This is a genomic window from Paenibacillus sp. ALJ109b (assembly GCF_010747435.1).
Classification (GTDB): domain Bacteria; phylum Bacillota; class Bacilli; order Paenibacillales; family Paenibacillaceae; genus Paenibacillus; species Paenibacillus taichungensis.
Genome location: NZ_JAAIFP010000011.1, coordinates 100,383 through 117,923, shown reverse-complemented (window position 1 = coordinate 117,923; position 17,541 = coordinate 100,383). Strand labels below are relative to the sequence as shown.

15 protein-coding genes are annotated in these 17,541 nt (G+C 44.6%); 4 read left to right on the top strand and 11 right to left on the bottom strand.

The features are described from left to right. Positions 1-169: 169 nt before the first annotated feature. From G3352_RS13580 to G3352_RS13550, 7 genes are all read right to left on the bottom strand, one after another. On the bottom strand, positions 170-2,284 hold the full coding sequence (locus tag G3352_RS13580) for a DUF5054 domain-containing protein (RefSeq protein WP_163757217.1): 2,115 nt from the start codon (positions 2,282-2,284) through the stop codon (positions 170-172). A gap of 107 nt (positions 2,285-2,391) precedes the next feature. After that, positions 2,392-3,879 (bottom strand): Vps62-related protein, encoded by a 1,488-nt coding sequence (locus tag G3352_RS13575; RefSeq protein ID WP_163757215.1) that lies wholly within the window; start codon positions 3,877-3,879, stop codon positions 2,392-2,394. A 387-nt stretch (positions 3,880-4,266) separates the two neighbouring features. Continuing rightward, the gene (locus G3352_RS13570) at positions 4,267-5,406 is read right to left on the bottom strand and encodes a GntR family transcriptional regulator (RefSeq protein WP_163757278.1); all 1,140 of its coding nucleotides are present in this window, start codon (positions 5,404-5,406) and stop codon (positions 4,267-4,269) included. 136 nt (positions 5,407-5,542) lie between these two features. Beyond that, a complete protein-coding gene (locus G3352_RS13565; protein WP_076291655.1) occupies positions 5,543-6,073 on the bottom strand; it encodes an HAD family hydrolase in 531 nt (176 codons plus the stop codon). Between the two features lie 210 nt (positions 6,074-6,283). Next, positions 6,284-7,288 (bottom strand): phosphotransferase enzyme family protein, encoded by a 1,005-nt coding sequence (locus tag G3352_RS13560; RefSeq protein ID WP_163757213.1) that lies wholly within the window; start codon positions 7,286-7,288, stop codon positions 6,284-6,286. 388 nt (positions 7,289-7,676) lie between these two features. After that, the gene (locus G3352_RS13555; RefSeq protein ID WP_163757203.1) at positions 7,677-8,264 is read right to left on the bottom strand and encodes a hypothetical protein; all 588 of its coding nucleotides are present in this window, start codon (positions 8,262-8,264) and stop codon (positions 7,677-7,679) included. A 5-nt stretch (positions 8,265-8,269) separates the two neighbouring features. Further along, positions 8,270-9,853 carry a glycosyltransferase family 39 protein gene (locus tag G3352_RS13550; protein ID WP_163757201.1) on the bottom strand — a complete coding sequence of 528 codons (1,584 nt, stop codon included), beginning with the start codon at positions 9,851-9,853 and terminating at the stop codon, positions 8,270-8,272. A gap of 393 nt (positions 9,854-10,246) precedes the next feature. Here G3352_RS13550 and G3352_RS13545 point away from each other — a divergent pair, with 393 nt between their 5' ends. Both G3352_RS13545 and G3352_RS31700 read left to right on the top strand, forming a co-directional pair. Then, entirely contained in the window at positions 10,247-10,822 is a 576-nt protein-coding gene (locus G3352_RS13545; protein WP_163757199.1) for a dihydrofolate reductase family protein, read from the top strand. Positions 10,823-11,348: 526 nt separating this feature from the next. Beyond that, a complete protein-coding gene (locus tag G3352_RS31700; protein ID WP_481856290.1) occupies positions 11,349-11,429 on the top strand; it encodes a putative holin-like toxin in 81 nt (26 codons plus the stop codon). Positions 11,430-11,663: 234 nt separating this feature from the next. Here G3352_RS31700 and G3352_RS13540 read toward each other — a convergent pair whose 3' ends face one another. Continuing rightward, positions 11,664-12,050 carry an iron chaperone gene (locus G3352_RS13540; RefSeq protein ID WP_163757197.1) on the bottom strand — a complete coding sequence of 129 codons (387 nt, stop codon included), beginning with the start codon at positions 12,048-12,050 and terminating at the stop codon, positions 11,664-11,666. Positions 12,051-12,092: 42 nt separating this feature from the next. After that, on the bottom strand, positions 12,093-12,755 hold the full coding sequence (locus tag G3352_RS13535) for a M48 family metallopeptidase (protein ID WP_163757195.1): 663 nt from the start codon (positions 12,753-12,755) through the stop codon (positions 12,093-12,095). Positions 12,756-12,925: 170 nt separating this feature from the next. Between G3352_RS13535 and G3352_RS13530 the strand changes: the two genes are divergently transcribed. Beyond that, on the top strand, positions 12,926-13,684 hold the full coding sequence (locus tag G3352_RS13530; RefSeq protein ID WP_163757193.1) for a GNAT family N-acetyltransferase: 759 nt from the start codon (positions 12,926-12,928) through the stop codon (positions 13,682-13,684). Positions 13,685-13,725: 41 nt separating this feature from the next. On the opposite strand, the gene G3352_RS13525 is transcribed toward G3352_RS13530, so the two are convergent. Both G3352_RS13525 and G3352_RS13520 read right to left on the bottom strand, forming a co-directional pair. Next, complete coding sequence (locus G3352_RS13525) at positions 13,726-14,163, bottom strand: phospholipase domain-containing protein (RefSeq protein WP_163757191.1); 438 nt, start codon at positions 14,161-14,163, stop codon at positions 13,726-13,728. Between the two features lie 69 nt (positions 14,164-14,232). Then, on the bottom strand, positions 14,233-14,652 hold the full coding sequence (locus tag G3352_RS13520) for an ester cyclase (RefSeq protein WP_163757276.1): 420 nt from the start codon (positions 14,650-14,652) through the stop codon (positions 14,233-14,235). A 316-nt stretch (positions 14,653-14,968) separates the two neighbouring features. On the opposite strand from G3352_RS13520, the gene G3352_RS13515 reads away from it, so the two are divergent. Next, entirely contained in the window at positions 14,969-17,500 is a 2,532-nt protein-coding gene (locus G3352_RS13515) for a transglutaminase domain-containing protein (protein ID WP_163757189.1), read from the top strand. The last annotated feature ends 41 nt before the right edge of the window (positions 17,501-17,541 follow it).

The following is a 17,541-nucleotide window of genomic DNA, read 5'->3' as shown; positions in this document are numbered from 1 at the left end:
GGGATTTTACAAAAAAATTCTGTTTTTTCAAATTCATTTCAGGAATAGTTCCGAACAGTTCAGGTCTGCTCAAACAGCACCCTCACTCACAAATCCAAGTATAGGTTCCAATTGTACTAGGATTATTATCTGATCATCAATTTTTGGTAAAATTCTACATCAACTTCTCTTATTTGCGGTTTGCAGCTGTATTTAGTCGAAAGCGGAATTTGGCATCCTCTCCGTACCACATTGGGAAATTGGTACCCCAAATATTGTTATGCAGATTAAACTGCCATCCGGATTCAAGCGAAACAAACGAGTTGTCGAATTGCAGCAGTCTTCTCTGTCCAGGTGCGACCAAAGCGGAATCCAATGCTTCAATAGAGGCCTGGCCATCTGTGCCCTCATAGAATACTCCCTTGTCTACAGCATGCAGATTGCGGTTGCCATCTTTTACAACATTCAACGGAGAGATTCGTCCTCCAAGCTTGTCCATCATCCACAGATTGGGGTTATCCACCTTAAGTCCGCATCCAAACCAACTAGCCTCCGGAAGACGATTCGCTTCTTTTCCAAACCATTGCAAGCTAACCTCTACCACTCCTGCCTGTGAAAACGTATATACCAGTTCCAGTTCCTTGGGTGCTCCGTACAATTCATGACTTTCTGCTGGCATGGACAACCGGAACCAATACGTATCGCCATGAGCATTGCCTGACTTGTGCATATCGGTCACGATTGGCAAGTACACCTGATGGCTTGGCAGCGGGCGCACAAATTCAAAGCCAGGTTTGCTGAAGTCGGCATCCGCCCAAGGATGCGTCACAGGCAGGTTCTGCATATAGGTACGGAAATATCTGGCGTAATCCTCCGTCCCGAAGGTTTCATAGGCATAGGCTCCGAACGGATGCTTCGCTTCCACCCAATTCTTTTCCTTCTCGTCCGTCAGCTGAATCAGTGCACCATTGTTATTGAAGGCCAGCTGGTATCCGCCACTGCTATAAACTTGATGAAATGCCGCAGATACAGTACCGGAAGATACACTTTTAACTGGATTTAGTTGTGCAAAAGCTAGCTGCGCTTCCTTCTGCTTGTCTTCACTCAGGCACGCCACAGCCGTGTCCAAATATCCCCGCTGTTCCGCCCAAGAGCTCTCTATCATGGAATAGGTACGACGGCTCGTCTCCGAAGAGAACAGTCCGCTGGAATGACTGTCGAACTCATCCATGGCGAAGGCACCGATATATTGAAATTTTGCAGGAATATCCTCCACATCGACGTCATTCATTTCCCGCGCCCGGTTGAAGTCAGGCTTGGCATAATTCCGGAAATCCGGAAGCCATTTCTTCACATCAAGTCCCCACGTATGCTCCACAACCAGCAGCATGGCATCACTCATGCCTTTATATTCAGCACTTGCCAGATGGATCCGGCCTTCGGTCAACCACTTGTCTCTTAACCGCTGCAACTGGCGGAATCGGGCTATTTTAAGCGGGTCGGTACCGCCTCCGTGAATCCAAGTATCCCCGAGCTCTTCACGTACAACAGGTAATTGGTCCCGAACCTGATCAAGGTGCACCGCAAATGCATCAAGAGAAGAAGCCATAATCTCTGCATCAGGGTATCGTTCCTGGATATGCTGGAATTGTTCACGAATCTCTTCTGCGCTTGGCGGTCCGCAATTGTCGCCCGTATGGGCAAACAACAAGATATCATCGATACCTTCAATTTCGACTGCCTCTCCGTAAGTGTCCGCATAATTGACAATGATCTCACTGCCATCCGCTGCCTGCCATCTGAACAGTTTAGGCACATCCGGGCGCATGGAAGCTGGATTAACTCCAAGATGCATATACCGGAGACCCGCTTCACTCATCAAAGGCACCATGGACAGGGTATGCCCGGGTACATCCGTCATTTTTGCTGCAATGGTCGTTTTGCCAAATTGTTTATCCAGGTCCAATCCGATGGACAATCCGTAGCGAAATAATGAGGGGTCCATCAGCTCGGTGTGCGTCGTGAACGGTAATCCATGCCATACGATATGACCTTTGTGGATCGCTTGTTCCATGGCCTGTTTGCCCTCTTCGGACGCATGATTCAGATAATGACGGATCAGCCAGGAACCTGTGGTCCATATGAACTGCTCTCGTCCTCCCTCTGCTTCCAACTGCGCGGACAAAGCGATAGCTTTGGGTACATACTCTTCCATGTACTGCTTTACAACGTTTTTTGCCAAGTGCGTAAATCCGATATCCAGGTGAGTTTTAAAAACAACATGTACTTTTTTACGGTTAGTCATCGTTGTCTGAGCCTCCGTTGTTAGATTCTTAGTTAGTACTGTTTACTTGAACAATAAGCATGGGAGACCCGCTTCATGTGAAAGCGAGTCCCCTCGTTAATCATCGCCTAATCTAAAATAACATCATTCGTTAATGCGCCTTTTTCCTGCGGTCCTGTTGGTCCTCCTGCAAGCAGAGGCTGACCAAAGAAGGAGCCTTGGGACGGATTTCCGAATTTATAGACAGACAAGCTGTTCGGATTACTGTAATCCCTGTCCAGCCATGATGGCCAAGCATTTCCCAGACCATTGCCTGTTCGAGTATTCGGATAATACTGAAAAGCCTGGATATTGTTCCAGGTATCCCATGCCGTTCCCTGATTCGTCACATCAATCAATTGGGTCACGACGAGTTCCTGATAGACATGATTGCCAGGATCTTTCCACATCCCATGGGAACCAAATGCGGAATAAGCGACAGGATGTGTATTGTTTACTTTGTCCACTTCACCCCAAGAGTAGGTTGTACCGAAAGAATGCGCGCCATAGTAAACTTGAACCGGCTTCACATAGTTACTGTTCTGATCAGTGAACTTGGCCAATCTGACCGTGACCCGCTCCCAATCTCCGACATGATCTCCCACTTCCGTGCCAAACACTGTTTTCCCAAGATCATAGGGACTGAACTGGAAATATACCAGATCGACATTGTTATACTCCTTCTCCACCCAAAACGCATAGATTGGTGCATTAGCCAGATCGCCCGTAAAATACGGTAGTTTCAGGGTATATGGATTCAACTCCGTTTTGGTCTTGAATTCATATAAGCCTGAACCTGGATTCACATAACGATCCACATAAGGCAGGGTGTGTTCTACCGAGGATGGAAAATAAACTTCGCCTTGGGCAAACCAGATTTTAGGAGCAAAGGTTTGCAATATTTCACGCTTGGCTGTGTCACTGTAATCGTTACCCGGAACGGCAACCGAGGTGGTGTCGAGCGGCGAGATGGCTTCAACCTTCAGGCTAGAAACCGAATCATTGATATCCCCGCCAACATAGATCGCATCTGCAGTCAGAACCTTGGAGTATCCAGCGAAATTGTAGTCTTTGTACAATGTGACCTTATACCCTGGGGCTATCCGAAGTGCAGAGATGGCATCATTGCCTACTCCAGCCTTCAGTTCATCCACATTATAGCTGCCAATATCAAACTGCTGCTCAAAACCTCCATAAGGTGAATTGGAGTATGCGATAACTGGTTTATTGGGGCCTCCGATCTTCTCTACTTTCAGACTGGAGGTCGCGTCGTTAAAATCATCAAGCCATCCCGCATCGCCGGTCAGCGTTTTGGTGTCACCGGAGAAATCCTTGTCACGATACAGGGTCAATCGATATCCCGGAGCTACCTTTACCGAAGATATTTTGTCGTTACCAACCACATTAAGCTGATTCACATTGAACTGGCCAACCCCAAACGGTTGGGAGCTGCCTTCAAAATCTCCATCCTGGTAAACCGTTACGGCATTGTCCTCTGCCGCCTGCGCGGGCTGCGCCAGTGGAAAGAAAAGAGATACTGCCAAGAACGAAGCTGCAAGCAAGGATTTGATTGTCATATTCGGGCTCCTCTTCGAATAATGATTTCGTTTATTGCCAACGTTCGTACGTTCATTTCTTTTGGCTCTGCAGGTCATTTCCCAGGATGTATGGTAGCGCTTTCTGGAAGATCCTCCCTTCATCCTTGAAAGATAAGTGGCATACCTTCACACTAATATATGTCATTGACATATACAATGATATAAATGTAAATTTCTCTCTATAAAAACTTCATATAACTACTATCATTTACATTATTTTTGCATAAAACGGTGAAACCCATAACAAATTGTGCATTATTGAGTTTGAATAGGATAGCAAACCATATATGTCAGTGACATATAAAAAACCTCCCTTATCATTAAAACGAGATAAGGAAGGCTTGAATAATGGAACCAGATCGACATTTATTGATTAAGATTACGTACGGAGCTTCGTTCGATGATGGTTGTGTTCACCTTGATGGATAAAGCCCCTTCTCGGGAGTTCTCCATACGTTTGCACAGCAAATTCACTGCTGCCTGACCAAGCTTCTCTGTGGTTTGCCTTGCCGTAGTCAGTGGCACGGGCAGCAGGCTCGCCAACTGGATGTCGGAAAAACCAATGATGGACAGTTCCTCAGGTACCCGCTTGTGGATGGATAAGGCCGTGTACAGACAAGAAGTCGCGATATAATCATCCGCACAGACAACGGCTGTCATTGCGGAATTACTTTGAATGAAATCCTTGAGTTGCAGGTTCGCTCCATTCAGGTTAAGCATGTAATCCTCTGCACAATCCAGGCAAATATTGCGACCGTTAACAGGCAGTGCATAGTCCAGCATGGCCTGCACATAACCTTTATAGCGGTCCTCCCGGCTCGTCACTCCATCAAACGGCATGGAGATATACCCAATTTCCCGATGTCCTCTATCGATCAAATATTCCGTCAAGTTGTAGGCTCCCTGATAATGGTCATGGTACACACAATCAATATTAACCTCACGGAAGATTCGATCGATGATCACCAATGGATAATTTAGCAGATTAAGCTCCAGCACCTTTTCACTGCAGCGTGTTCGTCCCCTTGGAAACAGAATAATTCCATCGATTCCTTCCTCATACAATTCTTGTAGGCAGAAACTCTCATCCTCTTTATCCATAGTGATCCGAATGAGCAACTGGCACCCGGATTTACGTGCTTCCTGCTCGACGGATGCAATAATTCTGGCTACGTAATCATCCATATTGGGGAACAGCAGAGCAATTTTTCGCTTCATAAGCTTCTTGTCTGTAGTTACATTCCCCGATAATGACTCCTTACCCGGCCCGCCCAAATAATCACCCGATACAAATGTACCCCGCCGCGCCAACCGATAGACAATACCTTGTTTCTCCAAAATTTGCAGCGCAAGCTTGGCCGTCATACGGCTGACAGAATACAGTTTGGCGAGCTCGCCTTCTGATGGCACGGGATCATGTGGCTGCAATTTCCGGTTACGGATTTCTTCCATCACCAAATCGGCAGTTTGCAAGTACAACAACGGCTTCCGATGTGGTTCCTCCATATGAACACCTACCCCAGTTCCGGATTTTACGATCATTCTATCATTTTCTCATGTAAAAAAGTAAAAATAACCCGTGAGCAGAAGGTTGAATGACATTCCATCCTTCTGCTCACGGGCATACAAGCAAACATTTTATTTATTTGACTTCGGCATTTAGCCGTTCAATAAGTTCAAGCAGCTCCAGCGGTTCACCAACTGTGTGAGTCGGACGTTCTGTTTCATCCACCGGCTCATGGGGATAACGCGGCGTCCAGCTCTGAAAGATGCTGGTGATGCCAAGTGCGTTGGCTCCCTTCATATCACGACTCAGGTTATTGCCAATCATCACTGTTCTTGAAAAATCCCCTTCGGACAAATCAAGGGCACCAATTGCTGCCTTGAACATCCGCGGGCTTGGCTTGCTGGCTTTAATGTTTTCCGAAATAATCATTGCGCTAAAATAATCATGAAGTCCATGCTGCTTAAATACGTTCTTGAAGGATTGTGCATCGCCGTCTGCAACTAGGGCTAGCGTGTACCCTCTTTCATGAAGCTTCTGAATCGTGATATCCGCACCCGGAATCAGATCCGCACTCAGAACAATTCCTTCTTCGTCCCGAATCTCGGTTGATTCATCAACGATGGTATCGCCGCTGTCAAAAAAGATAATTAACTTTTTGTCGTCCATGTTCGTTATGACCGTCCTCTTCATTCAATTGGTGAAACGAATTGCCGGTTTCCACTTGACCATGTAATCCAACTTTGATGTTTTAATAAAAGGTATAGCGCTTAATCTAATGTTACAATGGAGATGAATAAAAAATCAATCATTATTTCGTTGCGCTTATGCAAAGGCCTGATTTAAGCTCAATCATCTTTGCTGATAAAGTAATGAGGATCATTTGGCCGGTAGTTGGAGGGGCTGCTGCTGACCAAACTGCTTTGCTTTCACTGTCATCGCTTTATCCAGCCTTGCTCTTAATCCACTCATCCACTCCGGCTCATGCGCCCATTGTTCTGCCCCAGATCGAAGCACACGTACATAACCGTACAGATTGGCAAAGCGACGACATGCCGGGAACATCGACTCCATATCATAGTTATCTCCTGCTTCCTTCCAATACCCTTGCAAGAATATTCGCTTCTTCTGCTCCCATTCATCCGGCTGAATCTCGTCCCGTAAACTATCCAGAGTCTGCTCCACATCCATTGCGTACCAGTGGTACATGGCGTCATCGAAGTCAATGGCGTAACAGGAATGACTCTCCTCGTCATAGAAGACATTATCAAGTTCAAAATCATAATGAATTAACCCGAAGTTTTGCTGGGTAACGGGCCAATTTGCAAAATAACTCCGGAGAACTTCTACCTCATTGAGCGCCGCATTCTCACTAGGGAACTCCCTCAGCACGTCCTTCATCCAATCCAGTACATCGATATACGTCCAGCGTTTCGCCTGTTTGGGTGTGTATTCGCGGGATAAACGATGCAGCTTGCCCAATGCCTCACCCAAGCTGTGCACGATCCCGTCATTTAAATCGATACTGCCCATCTGGTTACCGGGAACTCGTTTGAATACGGAGGCATAATACATTCCCCAAGGCGTATGAGCCTCTACCAGCTCTTTTCCCGCATGGGAAGGTACAGCTTCCATGGCACCATATTGGTTTAGTTTAAGATAGGTCAGGAATTCCAACTCCGCTGCAAGATTGGTTTGATTTTTCTCCTCTGCAGGGGCAAAACGAAGCAAGTGAACCTTTCCCTGATCCCTGAACGGATACACGGCATTGGAAGATATCCGATAATACTGGAACATGTCCAGTGACTCCGGATCATAACTCCAGTTTTTCAAAATCATCTCGGCGAGATCGTTATTATGGAACAAATATTGTAGTTTTAACATGGGCATATCTCCTTAGTGGTCATTTAATATAGAACGCTTTTAGAGTTCCGAATCCTATTTTTGCGCGCAAAAAGCCGCAGGCTATGCCTGCGGCTTTAAAAATTCTGGATACACGGGTTTACTTGCATAAGCAAATAAACCTCGTGCATACCAGGAAAAATGAGCAGTTATATCCCTATATGTCGGCAGACTTCAGATCGTCACATTAGCAAACACCAAATGCTTCGCCATGTGTCCGTTGCTCTGCCGGATCTATTCAGTTCGTAATCACCTTAATTGTTGTTGTAACGCTTTGCATCATCTTAGCCCGTCGTTTCATGACGCTCACTCCTTCCGAAAAACAAGTTATTTCCATAATACTCCATTAAGTAATCATAGGCAATGAAAATCAGGACTGTGTAATCACCATTCGCTCTACGGTCTCGGTGTTCTCCTTATACCAAACCATAACGACATCTCCCTCTTTCAGATCAGACACCTGAGTAGATGAATTAGCGTTTTGGTTGTTGCCTGGGGCAGCCATGCCCATGCCTTCCGTGATATCCACATCCTCACTGATGTTCAATTTCATTTCAATACCTGTATCTTTCATATCCATGCTTCCGCCTCTGGAGGCGCCTGGTTGTCTTCCATTTCCATTAGTCGAGCCTGTGGAAGAGTTATCCTCCACCTCAAGCAACGAGATCGTGACGGTACTCCCTGTGGCAGAGATCACTCTGCCTGTAAGATCGGCATTCATCATCCCCCGCATATCGTCCTGACCACCTGTTCTGCCATTCATTCCTTGCCCTCCGCCCCTCTGTGTTCCTCCATTCATGCCTTGGCCACCGCCATTCATCATTCCGCCACCATTCATACCTTGTGCAGAACCGGTATTCGTAATGTTCTGGGCAGTAATAACATCACAAGCAGAGAGCAAAACTGAGCAGGTCAGCAGCAAGAGCATAGCCGATGTGAGATAACCATTTTTTCGCATACGGATCACCCTTTTCTCAGGGAAGAACGTTCCCAGCCAAGTTTTCTATGAAACATGAAGTTATACGCATCTTTGAATCCCATGTACGATAATACAACCAGCAGCGGGTATACGGGGTAGATATACCTCGATTTAATCTCCCACAGAATGTAGAACCCGATAAATCCGAGAATAATGAGAATCAAAGATACTTCGTCATACCGCTTTCCACGAATCCCACCGACCAAGCGAATGAAAATAAAACAGTACATCATGAAATTCATCACATAAACGATCCAAAGTACCCCCGTCCGGTAGACGGAATCTCCCTTGAATAAGTCTGTTACTGCATTGGTATAACTGTAGGAGCCGGCAATTCCGCCACCTCTTCCTCCTCCCATGCCCGAGGAGCTTTCATTACCGATGCCATATCGATCCATTTGGTAGGTACCTTCAGTCCAGGTCCAAATGATCTTTTTGTAATACATCTGGGCCAAGTCACTTAAACTGGCTTCCGACAGCTTGCGTTCAATCTCCTGTTTGTACAGTTCTGTACTTTCAGCTTTATTATAATTGGCTTCTCTTTGATAGATCTGGTAGCTCTCCATGTTGTCCCAGAAGCCGAATCGTTCCAGATTAATACCCATGCTCAGCCACATATAGACTGGTGCCGAATTTTCCCCAACAGATTCACTTACAGCACCCGAAGATTTTAATACCGCATTCTGAGTCCACCCTGGGACGTTAAACAACATAGCCAGCACGAAGATGGAGACAATCACTTTCTTGAATCCAATACTTCGCATATTTAGCAGGATGGTTAACATAGCAGCAATCAGCACAATTACGCCAATGCTTCGGAAGTAGTTGCCAATCGCGAGCAGAATGGCGGCAATGACGATTGTCTGCCAAGACTTTTCACGTATAAACCGAATCAAAAAGTATAAACAAGACGTCAGAAACGCTGTAGCAATTACATCGTTATAGAGCAGGTTGTTCAGAAACAGGGATGGCAGATACGTCGCTGCAAAGATCAGAACCCCGTAATCACGTTCCTGGGACTTATTATTTAACTGTTTATAAATGAGATAAATCATTAATGTCGTTGACGTTGCAAACAAAATATTGAACAGCTTGATCACCAAATAATTATCCGGGAACAGGTACAGCAATGTTTTTAGATACAAAACGGTGGAAAAGTTGAACGGGAACATGTGCAGATATCCACCCGTTTCAAACGAGGAATAATCCTGATCGTAAAGCATGTTCATCGAGAGTGAAAGCACGGTCTGTGAATCATCCGTAGGCACTCGTGGAAACACGAAGATAATTATAATTTGAATGGCCAGAGAACATAGCAGCACCACCGGAATGACAACCTTTGGACTGTATTTGTTCAGCTTCAGGCAAAGGCGGTATAACACGACACCCGATACTAGAAGCAAGGCAATCACCGGGATAAAAATACTCCACTGCTGCGTACCCAGAATCGGATTATCCCCATACAAGGTGTAGTTATACTGCGCCCGGACAAACAGGGACGAAACGATAAACACGCCGACAAAAACAAGCAGAATGAGATAAAGCGACTTATGGATCACCTTAGACATGCCAAAACTCCTTTTCCAGTACAGGATTCGGGAATAGTATAATGCCTCTACCTGAAAAAAGGCTGAATTCAGATTTGTGCTTAAGGTTTGTCCGCATTGCGCGCTTCAATGGTGTTTGCAACCAATATTCACAATATTATATTTGGCTTGGTTCCGTTATATAGACAACAAGGAATATGAGGATACCTCATCGAATAAGAAAAATATGTTGGTCGAATCGTGCCTGTTTACTGTCACCGACACGAACATAAAGCTTCGGCCTTCTGCTTCTTCTTGTTAAGCTAACTGGCAGGGCTGGGATTAGCAATCCATAAGAAACAACCCAAGTTGAATTAGGGTAAAATGTAGTAACTGTAAAGTTAGATATCCCTCATGCACAAAGGAGAACTGAAAATGAGAAAACTCGTTCTATTTCTGCACGCCTCGCTTGACGGTTTTGTAGAAGGGCCGAATGGTGAAATGGACATTGGTTGGGTTTCCTATGATGCTGATTTGGAGAAACATGCGAAAGAAATTCTGAGTACTGCCGACACTGTCATTTGGGGGCGTGGGACTTATCAGATGATGCACAGTTACTGGCCATCTGTGCCTTCGGACCCATCAGCTTCGCAACATGAACAGGATCATGCTGAGTGGATCGAAAAGACAGCCAAAATCGTTTTTTCCACGACGCTGGAGAAAGTCGAATGGAATAATTCAAGACTCGTGAAAGAAGATATCGAGGAAGAGATCAATAACCTCAAACAGCAACCAGGCAAAGATATGATCATCCTCGGCAGTCCTAGGTTCGCACACCACCTTATGCAGCTTGATTTAATTGATGAGTATAAAATTACGGTTTCTCCCGTACTGATCGGTAAGGGATTGCCATTATTCCAAGGCATCAAGGAGAAGATCAATCTTAAGCTAATCGAAAACAAGACCTTTGATTCTGGAGCCATAGGTCTCGTTTACCAGACGGTAAGATGACCTTGTCACTTAAGGTGATTACGCTAACGGTAGACGACAGCGCAATTAACCGCCTTTTCACAAAGGCGGTTTTCTTATGGTCACAAATCAATATTAGAATTTAACATAGCCGTCTTAAAAAAGAGTACAGGACTTTAAGCTAATCGTTGAACATCACTTCTCGTCAATATACTTGATTAAGTCGCCTGACTAACATTCCAGGCTACACAAATTTTCTCAAGGGTTTCGATTGTAATTGATTTGACTTCAAAACCCCTCCGTTACCCATTATCCAATGGTATTCAGACGAACTCCTGTTTTCTCTTAGCCAAAGCATACATAGACATACCCTTATCCTTCAGAACTTGTTCGAGAGTGAATTTGATCATCTGAAAACATCTCTTAACATAAATTAGCCTAAAGAGTGAGTTACATTTAAGCGGATTCTGACACCTTGGATTCTTACAATATATGCTATAATCAACAAAGCAATAGAATAGGCTTAAAGGGTCGGTCGGCTACCTCGCCATGAAGGGAGGGATGCCCTGTGACAGTGTTTAAAGCAATCATGTTGATGCTTACCTTCGGTACGCTCATCGTTGCCATTCTGTCCGATAAACGCAAATAGACCGCCCCCATAGCAAAGGATCGCGGTCTATTTCATCGTGCCCTTATGTTACCGAAGCCCACCGCCCTTAAAAGCGGCTATTGCTCAGAGAGTCGTGTTACCAGCACGGCTCTCTTTGCATTTTACGTCTAATCTGCTCTAATTATACCATACTCAAATCTTTGAAGTCACATATAAACCGTGTTAATCAACGTACATTCTCTTATATTCATGCATATATTTACGGTACATTAACTACTTCTTTCGCTTCTTTTCCTTAGCCTTATCCACATTGGCCTGCACCCGAAATTCCACGATCCGGCGGATCAATTCTTCTGGCAATGGTTGATCCAAGGGGAATTGCACGGATCCTTTGGCTCCTTTATACCGTGAGAGTTCTTCCTTAAACGCTTCAATCCCACTGGCACCCGGGTAAAATCCGATATGCTTGGAGTACGCTGCAAAATGAACCAAATTCCCGTGCTCTGCATACGTTGGCATCTTGTAACTGATCTTCTCCACGGCATTGGGAGCGGAATCGCGAATAATCTGTCTTAATGATTGTAATTTGACCTGAACATCCGAAGGAAATTGCGAGATATATTCATCTACCAGCACATCAAAAGAGGTACTCTCTGACATCTTGAACTCCTTACACCACGTCCATTCGTGGTACGCGTATTTTTACAACGTCATGGCTCGGCCATTTCGCATCAGATAATCCTCTTTGGCTTTGTAGTCAGGCATAACACTGCCCACACGGCGCCAGAACGAACGATCATGATTCATATGATGGATGTGGCATAACTCATGGATGATCACGTAATCAATCACCTCTAGTGGAGCCATCGCCAAGCGGTAGTTAAACGTCAGCTTTTTATCCCAACTGCAGCTTCCCCACTTGGTCGCCGATTCCACGATGTCCACAGACTTCGGCTTCACCTTCAACTCCTGCTGGTAACGGCCGATACGCTCACCGATCATTCTTTTACACTCCGCAAAATAAAACTTCTTCAGATTCGCACGCAAATCCTCTTCCGAACGTCCCTCTACGTCAATTAACTCATGCAGCGCATGTTCTTTGCCAAAGAGCAGAAACTTCCCTTTGCCCTCCTCTTCATATTCTTTCGCTTGAGGACCGTCCAACGCCTGCTGCATCAGAGCTGATTTTGTCAAAATCACTTCCCCATGTTGGGCGACAAGCTGCCGGATCATGTCTTCGCTGGTACCATTGGGAGCCTTGATTGTGACCATATAGGGTAAATCCATCGTAATGGAAGCTTTCTTCCGTTTTCCATATTCGATATGACAGTTAATGATGTGATTGTTTATTTCAATAGTTAGCATAACCTGCTCCACTTCTTCCGATATTTCAATTTCAAAATTTCGATTTATTCATTCAGATTGTAACCTATTCAGTAACTCTATGCATAATGTTCAGCGACATTATATATCTCATATTGAATTTTTATTCATTAATATGTATTATTATAAAATCATAAGATAGGAGGATAGATATGATCCCTAGATCGAATCCGGATTACAAAACCATTGAGGAACTATCCCTCAACCATTGGCAGCCCTTATCCACCTTACTTTTTGACGGATGGGTACTGCGTTTTGCACAGGGATATACGAAGCGCGCCAACTCCATTCAACCCCTTCACTACTCTACCCAAGATGTGTATGAAAAGATCGAGCAATGCGAGCGAATGTACACTTCCAATCAGTTAAGTACCATATTCAAGATTACACCGTTTATCCAGCCGGATCATCTCGACCAGCTTTTGCATGAAAAGGGGTATGATGTTGTGGATCTGAGCCGGGTCCAGACTCGGAGCCTGGAGACTATTAAGGAGCCTGAGCACTCTGATGTAAAAATGGACGAACAGTTAACCGGTGAGTGGCTGGATCACTTTTGCAGGCTGAATCAGGTAAATGATCTGCATCGGGGAACGATGGAACAAATGTTGACCAACATCCGTACACGCACAGGTTTCATCTCGCTGTTCATTGACGGACAAGTCGTTGCTTGTGGATTCAGTGTGGTGGAACGAGGTTATATTGGATTGTATGACATCATTACGGACGCTAACTTTCGGAATCGGGGATTGGCCGAGCAGATGATCCTCCATCTATTGCACTGGGGAAAAGAGAATGGCGCTACCTCCAGTTACCTGCAAGTAGTTGCTAATAATGCTCCCGCATTAAAACTGTATGCCAAACTTGGATTCTCGGAAATCTATTCATACTGGTATAGGGTCAAGAAAGCCTAGGCTTTTCTACAATCACTCCACCAACATGAGCCAATGGCTTTTTACAAACTTTTCAGTTTATTGAGGTTTGTACCCAGACTCACACTCAATTGGCCGAACATCCCTTGTGCAGAAGACATACTCACATAAAACAAACCCGTTGACCAAGCTTGGTCACTCCAATACGTATGCTCTTTTCCATCTGCTGGGACAGTATAAGACATTTTTGCGGTTCCAGCAGTAGATTCTTGGTTAATCGTGAACGTGAACGCTTTCGAACCGGTGTTTTTAAAGCTAACTTTCACATATTCAAATCCCTCCGGGATATTAAACTGTTTCGTAGTCGCAGTACCTGCAAAATCCTCATTATTAATTACTGATAATGTGGATGGGGTAGAAGTAGTGACAACAGATTTATTATTCATTGATGCTGTTGTTATTACTGTAGTAATGATAGCGGTGGCGGCCAGAACAGCCATTGCTATTTTTATGTATCTCATGATGTCACCTCCACCTGTTATATCTGTATTATACAGCTTAAGAAATCTCTCCTGTGAAAGAGCTGGTTCTCAGCTCTGATTGCGCTCCAATTGTTTTTCGATTCCCAGCCTGTCGATCTGAATCCAGTATTCTGCAATTCTCTCATTCTCCACTCGATATACCGCACTCGCAATTTCAATCACGGGCAGGTTGGTCGGCGCATATCCATCCACTTCTCCAACATGAGTACCCACTTGTCTCCAGCGTACATATACTTTATCTCCCTGTGCAAGCAACTCCTGAATCTGCAGCGAAAAATCTCCGTAAGCCTCAATCATTTCCCTCACATGATCCGCATAGACGGAGGGCGTTCTTGTGACTGTCACTTCCTCTTCCGAGATCACCTGGTGAGCCAGTACCTGCTCGGTCATCAGTGTATTGGCACAATCAAGATTGCGACCTGAGCGTACTTCTTCAAAAAAAGTTCTGACAATCTGTTCTGGCGTCATCCGATCCACTCCATTTTTCGTTTTATCATGCATTGTACCAGAAGTCTCGACAATTCTCACTCTCTCGCAAAGATCAATTTAACTAGCTCTTATACAGGATTCTCACTCTATTGTATATAGTCATAATATACCATTACATATCTTGACAATAAGTCTATATGACCATAGACTAGCAAAAGACATTAGGGAATTAATAGGAGGTTTTGCTGATAAGAGGTTCAAAAATGAGTTTTAACCAGAAATGATAATCTTCGATGTTTAGATTTTTAGAAATTAGCCTTTGCAACAACTTAGAAAAACGAGAAAGCGGTGTACCATGAAACGTTTATTTTTGATTATGTTTACGCTCACCCTGTTATTGGCTGGATGCCAGAGCAATGACAAGGAGAGTAGCCCGTCCGAGAATAACCCCACAGAAATAGTAGAAGGCTCTAGCGTATTAAGTTTGAAGCAGAAGTACGGCTCTGAATCGAATAAAGCGATTATGCCGATGTATAATGTAGCTCAAGATGAAGAATTCAAGTTTAAGTTTAAAGCAGATTTAAGAAAAAGTAGCTTGTCAGCCAGTGACATTATTAGTGTACATACCGATATTAAGGCCCTTGAATCCAGCAAAGTTTACGCCACACCAGAAATCAATGACAATAGTGTCTCCATTAAGCCTCTTGGATGGGGTGTTTTAACCTCAGATAAGTTACGGACACAGGAGCAAAGCACTTGGGGTGGTGCCCCCATTTATTACATTCGCATTAATTATGATCTGGATGCCGAGAAGCTCACGCTACTGGACCATCCAATGATCATTCCTTTCACAGTAAAATCCGAGCTACCTGTTCCCAATCTCAAATATGAAATCGACAAGGATAAGCGCTTTAAACTGACTTGGGACAAGGTCGAAGGTGCAACCGAATATAAAATTTATAATCGTGCAGATCGAACGGTTATTTTTGAAACAAACAACGTACCCTTGCAAGGAGCGGAGAAAGCCTTCAATGGAAGCAATCCATTGGTTTTAACCACAACAACGGAAACATCCTTTAATGACTTTATGGAAGACGGAAAAGGCGGTCTTGGCACTATTAATGAACAGATGACTTCCTATCAGAACCATGGTATGAAGGGTGAATATTACGTCACAGCGGTCAGCGGAGATAAGGAATCCAATTTCAGCAACGGTGTTGCCACTGCCCCCCTCTCTAATCAGCTACCGATGGCTTTAAAAGAACAACTGTATATGAAGAAATTGAAGAACATGAATGAATTGCCTAAAACAACAAGTATTGAGTACATTGATGGTTCGTTTTCCCAAGAAACGATTGTCTATGACACGACTGGTGTAGAAATTTCAGAGTTCAACGAAACGAATATTCCGTTTCATATCAAAGGAACAGTTCTGAAAAGTTACGTACGCGTAGAAAATATCACCCAAGAAGATCTCGACAAATTGAATAATCAAACGGTTGCTGAGTCCAGTAACGGACTGGTGGAACCGAAGAACGACACACCTTACGTACCTGCACCTGATGTGCCAACCATTATCAACAATCATGATACGCCTGCGACTGAGCTGGCAACGGAAACAGAAGCAGACACAGAACCGACGGTGGAAGAAGCTCCATCTACGGAGTCCACAACCGATACTGGAACGTCAGAAGCCGATACTGATTCTGCATCCACCGAGACTGGCGATGAAACTCCCGATAAAGCTTCTGATGAAATTACGAGTGAATCTCCGGATCCAGCTTCCGAAATTGAAGAAGACAACTTGGTGGATGAGCAGAAATCCAATACACAGCAGAATGTAGAACAAGGCAATCAGGAAACGGTTCCTGAGCCGGCTACAGGCGATGCAATGATCAATGCAGATTCTGCATTGGAAGAAGTTTTGGCTAAAAACATGGTTGCTGCCCAAGACAAGATCTCTTTAAAAGCTTTTCCAGAAGCCCAGAATTTCACAACGCTCTCGGATGTTGTCCTGAAAGTAATGTACCAGAATCCATTGATTCTTGGTGTGGAAGGTTTTGAATACAATTACGGTACACTTACCCTTTCGATCCATTACAATGAGTCGGCAGATGTTATCCAGAAGAAGCAAAGCGAGATTATCGCCAAAGCAAACGAAGTTGTGGCTTCCATCATCAAGGAGGGCATGAAGGATGATGAGAAACGGAAAGCCATCTACGATTATCTGAACGATAACGCGAAGTATGATGATGCAGCATTGGAAAATGCAGAACAGAACAACTTTAAAAATGTCGATGCACAGTTCAACGATTCGTTTACAACTTACGGTATCCTTGTCAAAGGCGTTGGCGTATGTGCCAGCTATGCTTCCGTTTACAAACTACTCTCCGATCTATCTGGACTGGAAAGCATCGTCGTAACGGGAGCATCTAGCGGTGTTCCTCATGCGTGGAATAAGGTGAAAATCGGAAATGAATGGTTCCATGTGGATGCCACCAACAATCTGACCAATTCCGGTATTCCTTACTTCCTGTACAATGCAAATGATGAAACGGCTGCAAGCCAGAAAACGATAGCCGATAAGGATTACTGGCTTGATTCCGAACTCGCACTGTTTAATGGCGAAAGTGATGCGAACGATTATTATGTACAGAACGATCTCGAAGTCGCTTCGATTAGTGAATACAAAACGAAGGCTGAGAGTGAACTGAAAAATGGAGAAAATCGGGTGATTCTCCGTTTTGCCTCACCTGTGGACTCTGATGAGCTGATGACAGCTGCAGGCGAAGCCCTTGCTGCGGTAGATGAAGCCCTGCTGAATACAGCACAATTGGCCACACTCGGCAGCTACGCCATTCTGGAGCCTAACCCTGATAAGAAGTAATGCAATAATCAGGAAAAAGTCCATAACAACAAAGAACTCCA

Excerpts from the sequence above, each read along its gene's own strand:
- G3352_RS13580 (WP_163757217.1), bottom strand. The coding sequence starts at position 2,284 with ATGACTAACCGTAAAAAAGTACATGTTGTTTTTAAAACTCACCTGGAT.
- G3352_RS13575 (WP_163757215.1), bottom strand. The coding sequence starts at position 3,879 with ATGACAATCAAATCCTTGCTTGCAGCTTCGTTCTTGGCAGTATCTCTT.
- G3352_RS13570 (WP_163757278.1), bottom strand. The coding sequence starts at position 5,406 with ATGGAGGAACCACATCGGAAGCCGTTGTTGTACTTGCAAACTGCCGAT.
- G3352_RS13565 (WP_076291655.1), bottom strand. The coding sequence starts at position 6,073 with ATGGACGACAAAAAGTTAATTATCTTTTTTGACAGCGGCGATACCATC.
- G3352_RS13560 (WP_163757213.1), bottom strand. The coding sequence starts at position 7,288 with ATGTTAAAACTACAATATTTGTTCCATAATAACGATCTCGCCGAGATG.
- G3352_RS13555 (WP_163757203.1), bottom strand. The coding sequence starts at position 8,264 with ATGCGAAAAAATGGTTATCTCACATCGGCTATGCTCTTGCTGCTGACC.
- G3352_RS13550 (WP_163757201.1), bottom strand. The coding sequence starts at position 9,853 with ATGTCTAAGGTGATCCATAAGTCGCTTTATCTCATTCTGCTTGTTTTT.
- G3352_RS13545 (WP_163757199.1), top strand. The coding sequence starts at position 10,247 with ATGAGAAAACTCGTTCTATTTCTGCACGCCTCGCTTGACGGTTTTGTA.
- G3352_RS13540 (WP_163757197.1), bottom strand. The coding sequence starts at position 12,050 with ATGTCAGAGAGTACCTCTTTTGATGTGCTGGTAGATGAATATATCTCG.
- G3352_RS13535 (WP_163757195.1), bottom strand. The coding sequence starts at position 12,755 with ATGCTAACTATTGAAATAAACAATCACATCATTAACTGTCATATCGAA.
- G3352_RS13530 (WP_163757193.1), top strand. The coding sequence starts at position 12,926 with ATGATCCCTAGATCGAATCCGGATTACAAAACCATTGAGGAACTATCC.
- G3352_RS13525 (WP_163757191.1), bottom strand. The coding sequence starts at position 14,163 with ATGAGATACATAAAAATAGCAATGGCTGTTCTGGCCGCCACCGCTATC.
- G3352_RS13520 (WP_163757276.1), bottom strand. The coding sequence starts at position 14,652 with ATGACGCCAGAACAGATTGTCAGAACTTTTTTTGAAGAAGTACGCTCA.
- G3352_RS13515 (WP_163757189.1), top strand. The coding sequence starts at position 14,969 with ATGAAACGTTTATTTTTGATTATGTTTACGCTCACCCTGTTATTGGCT.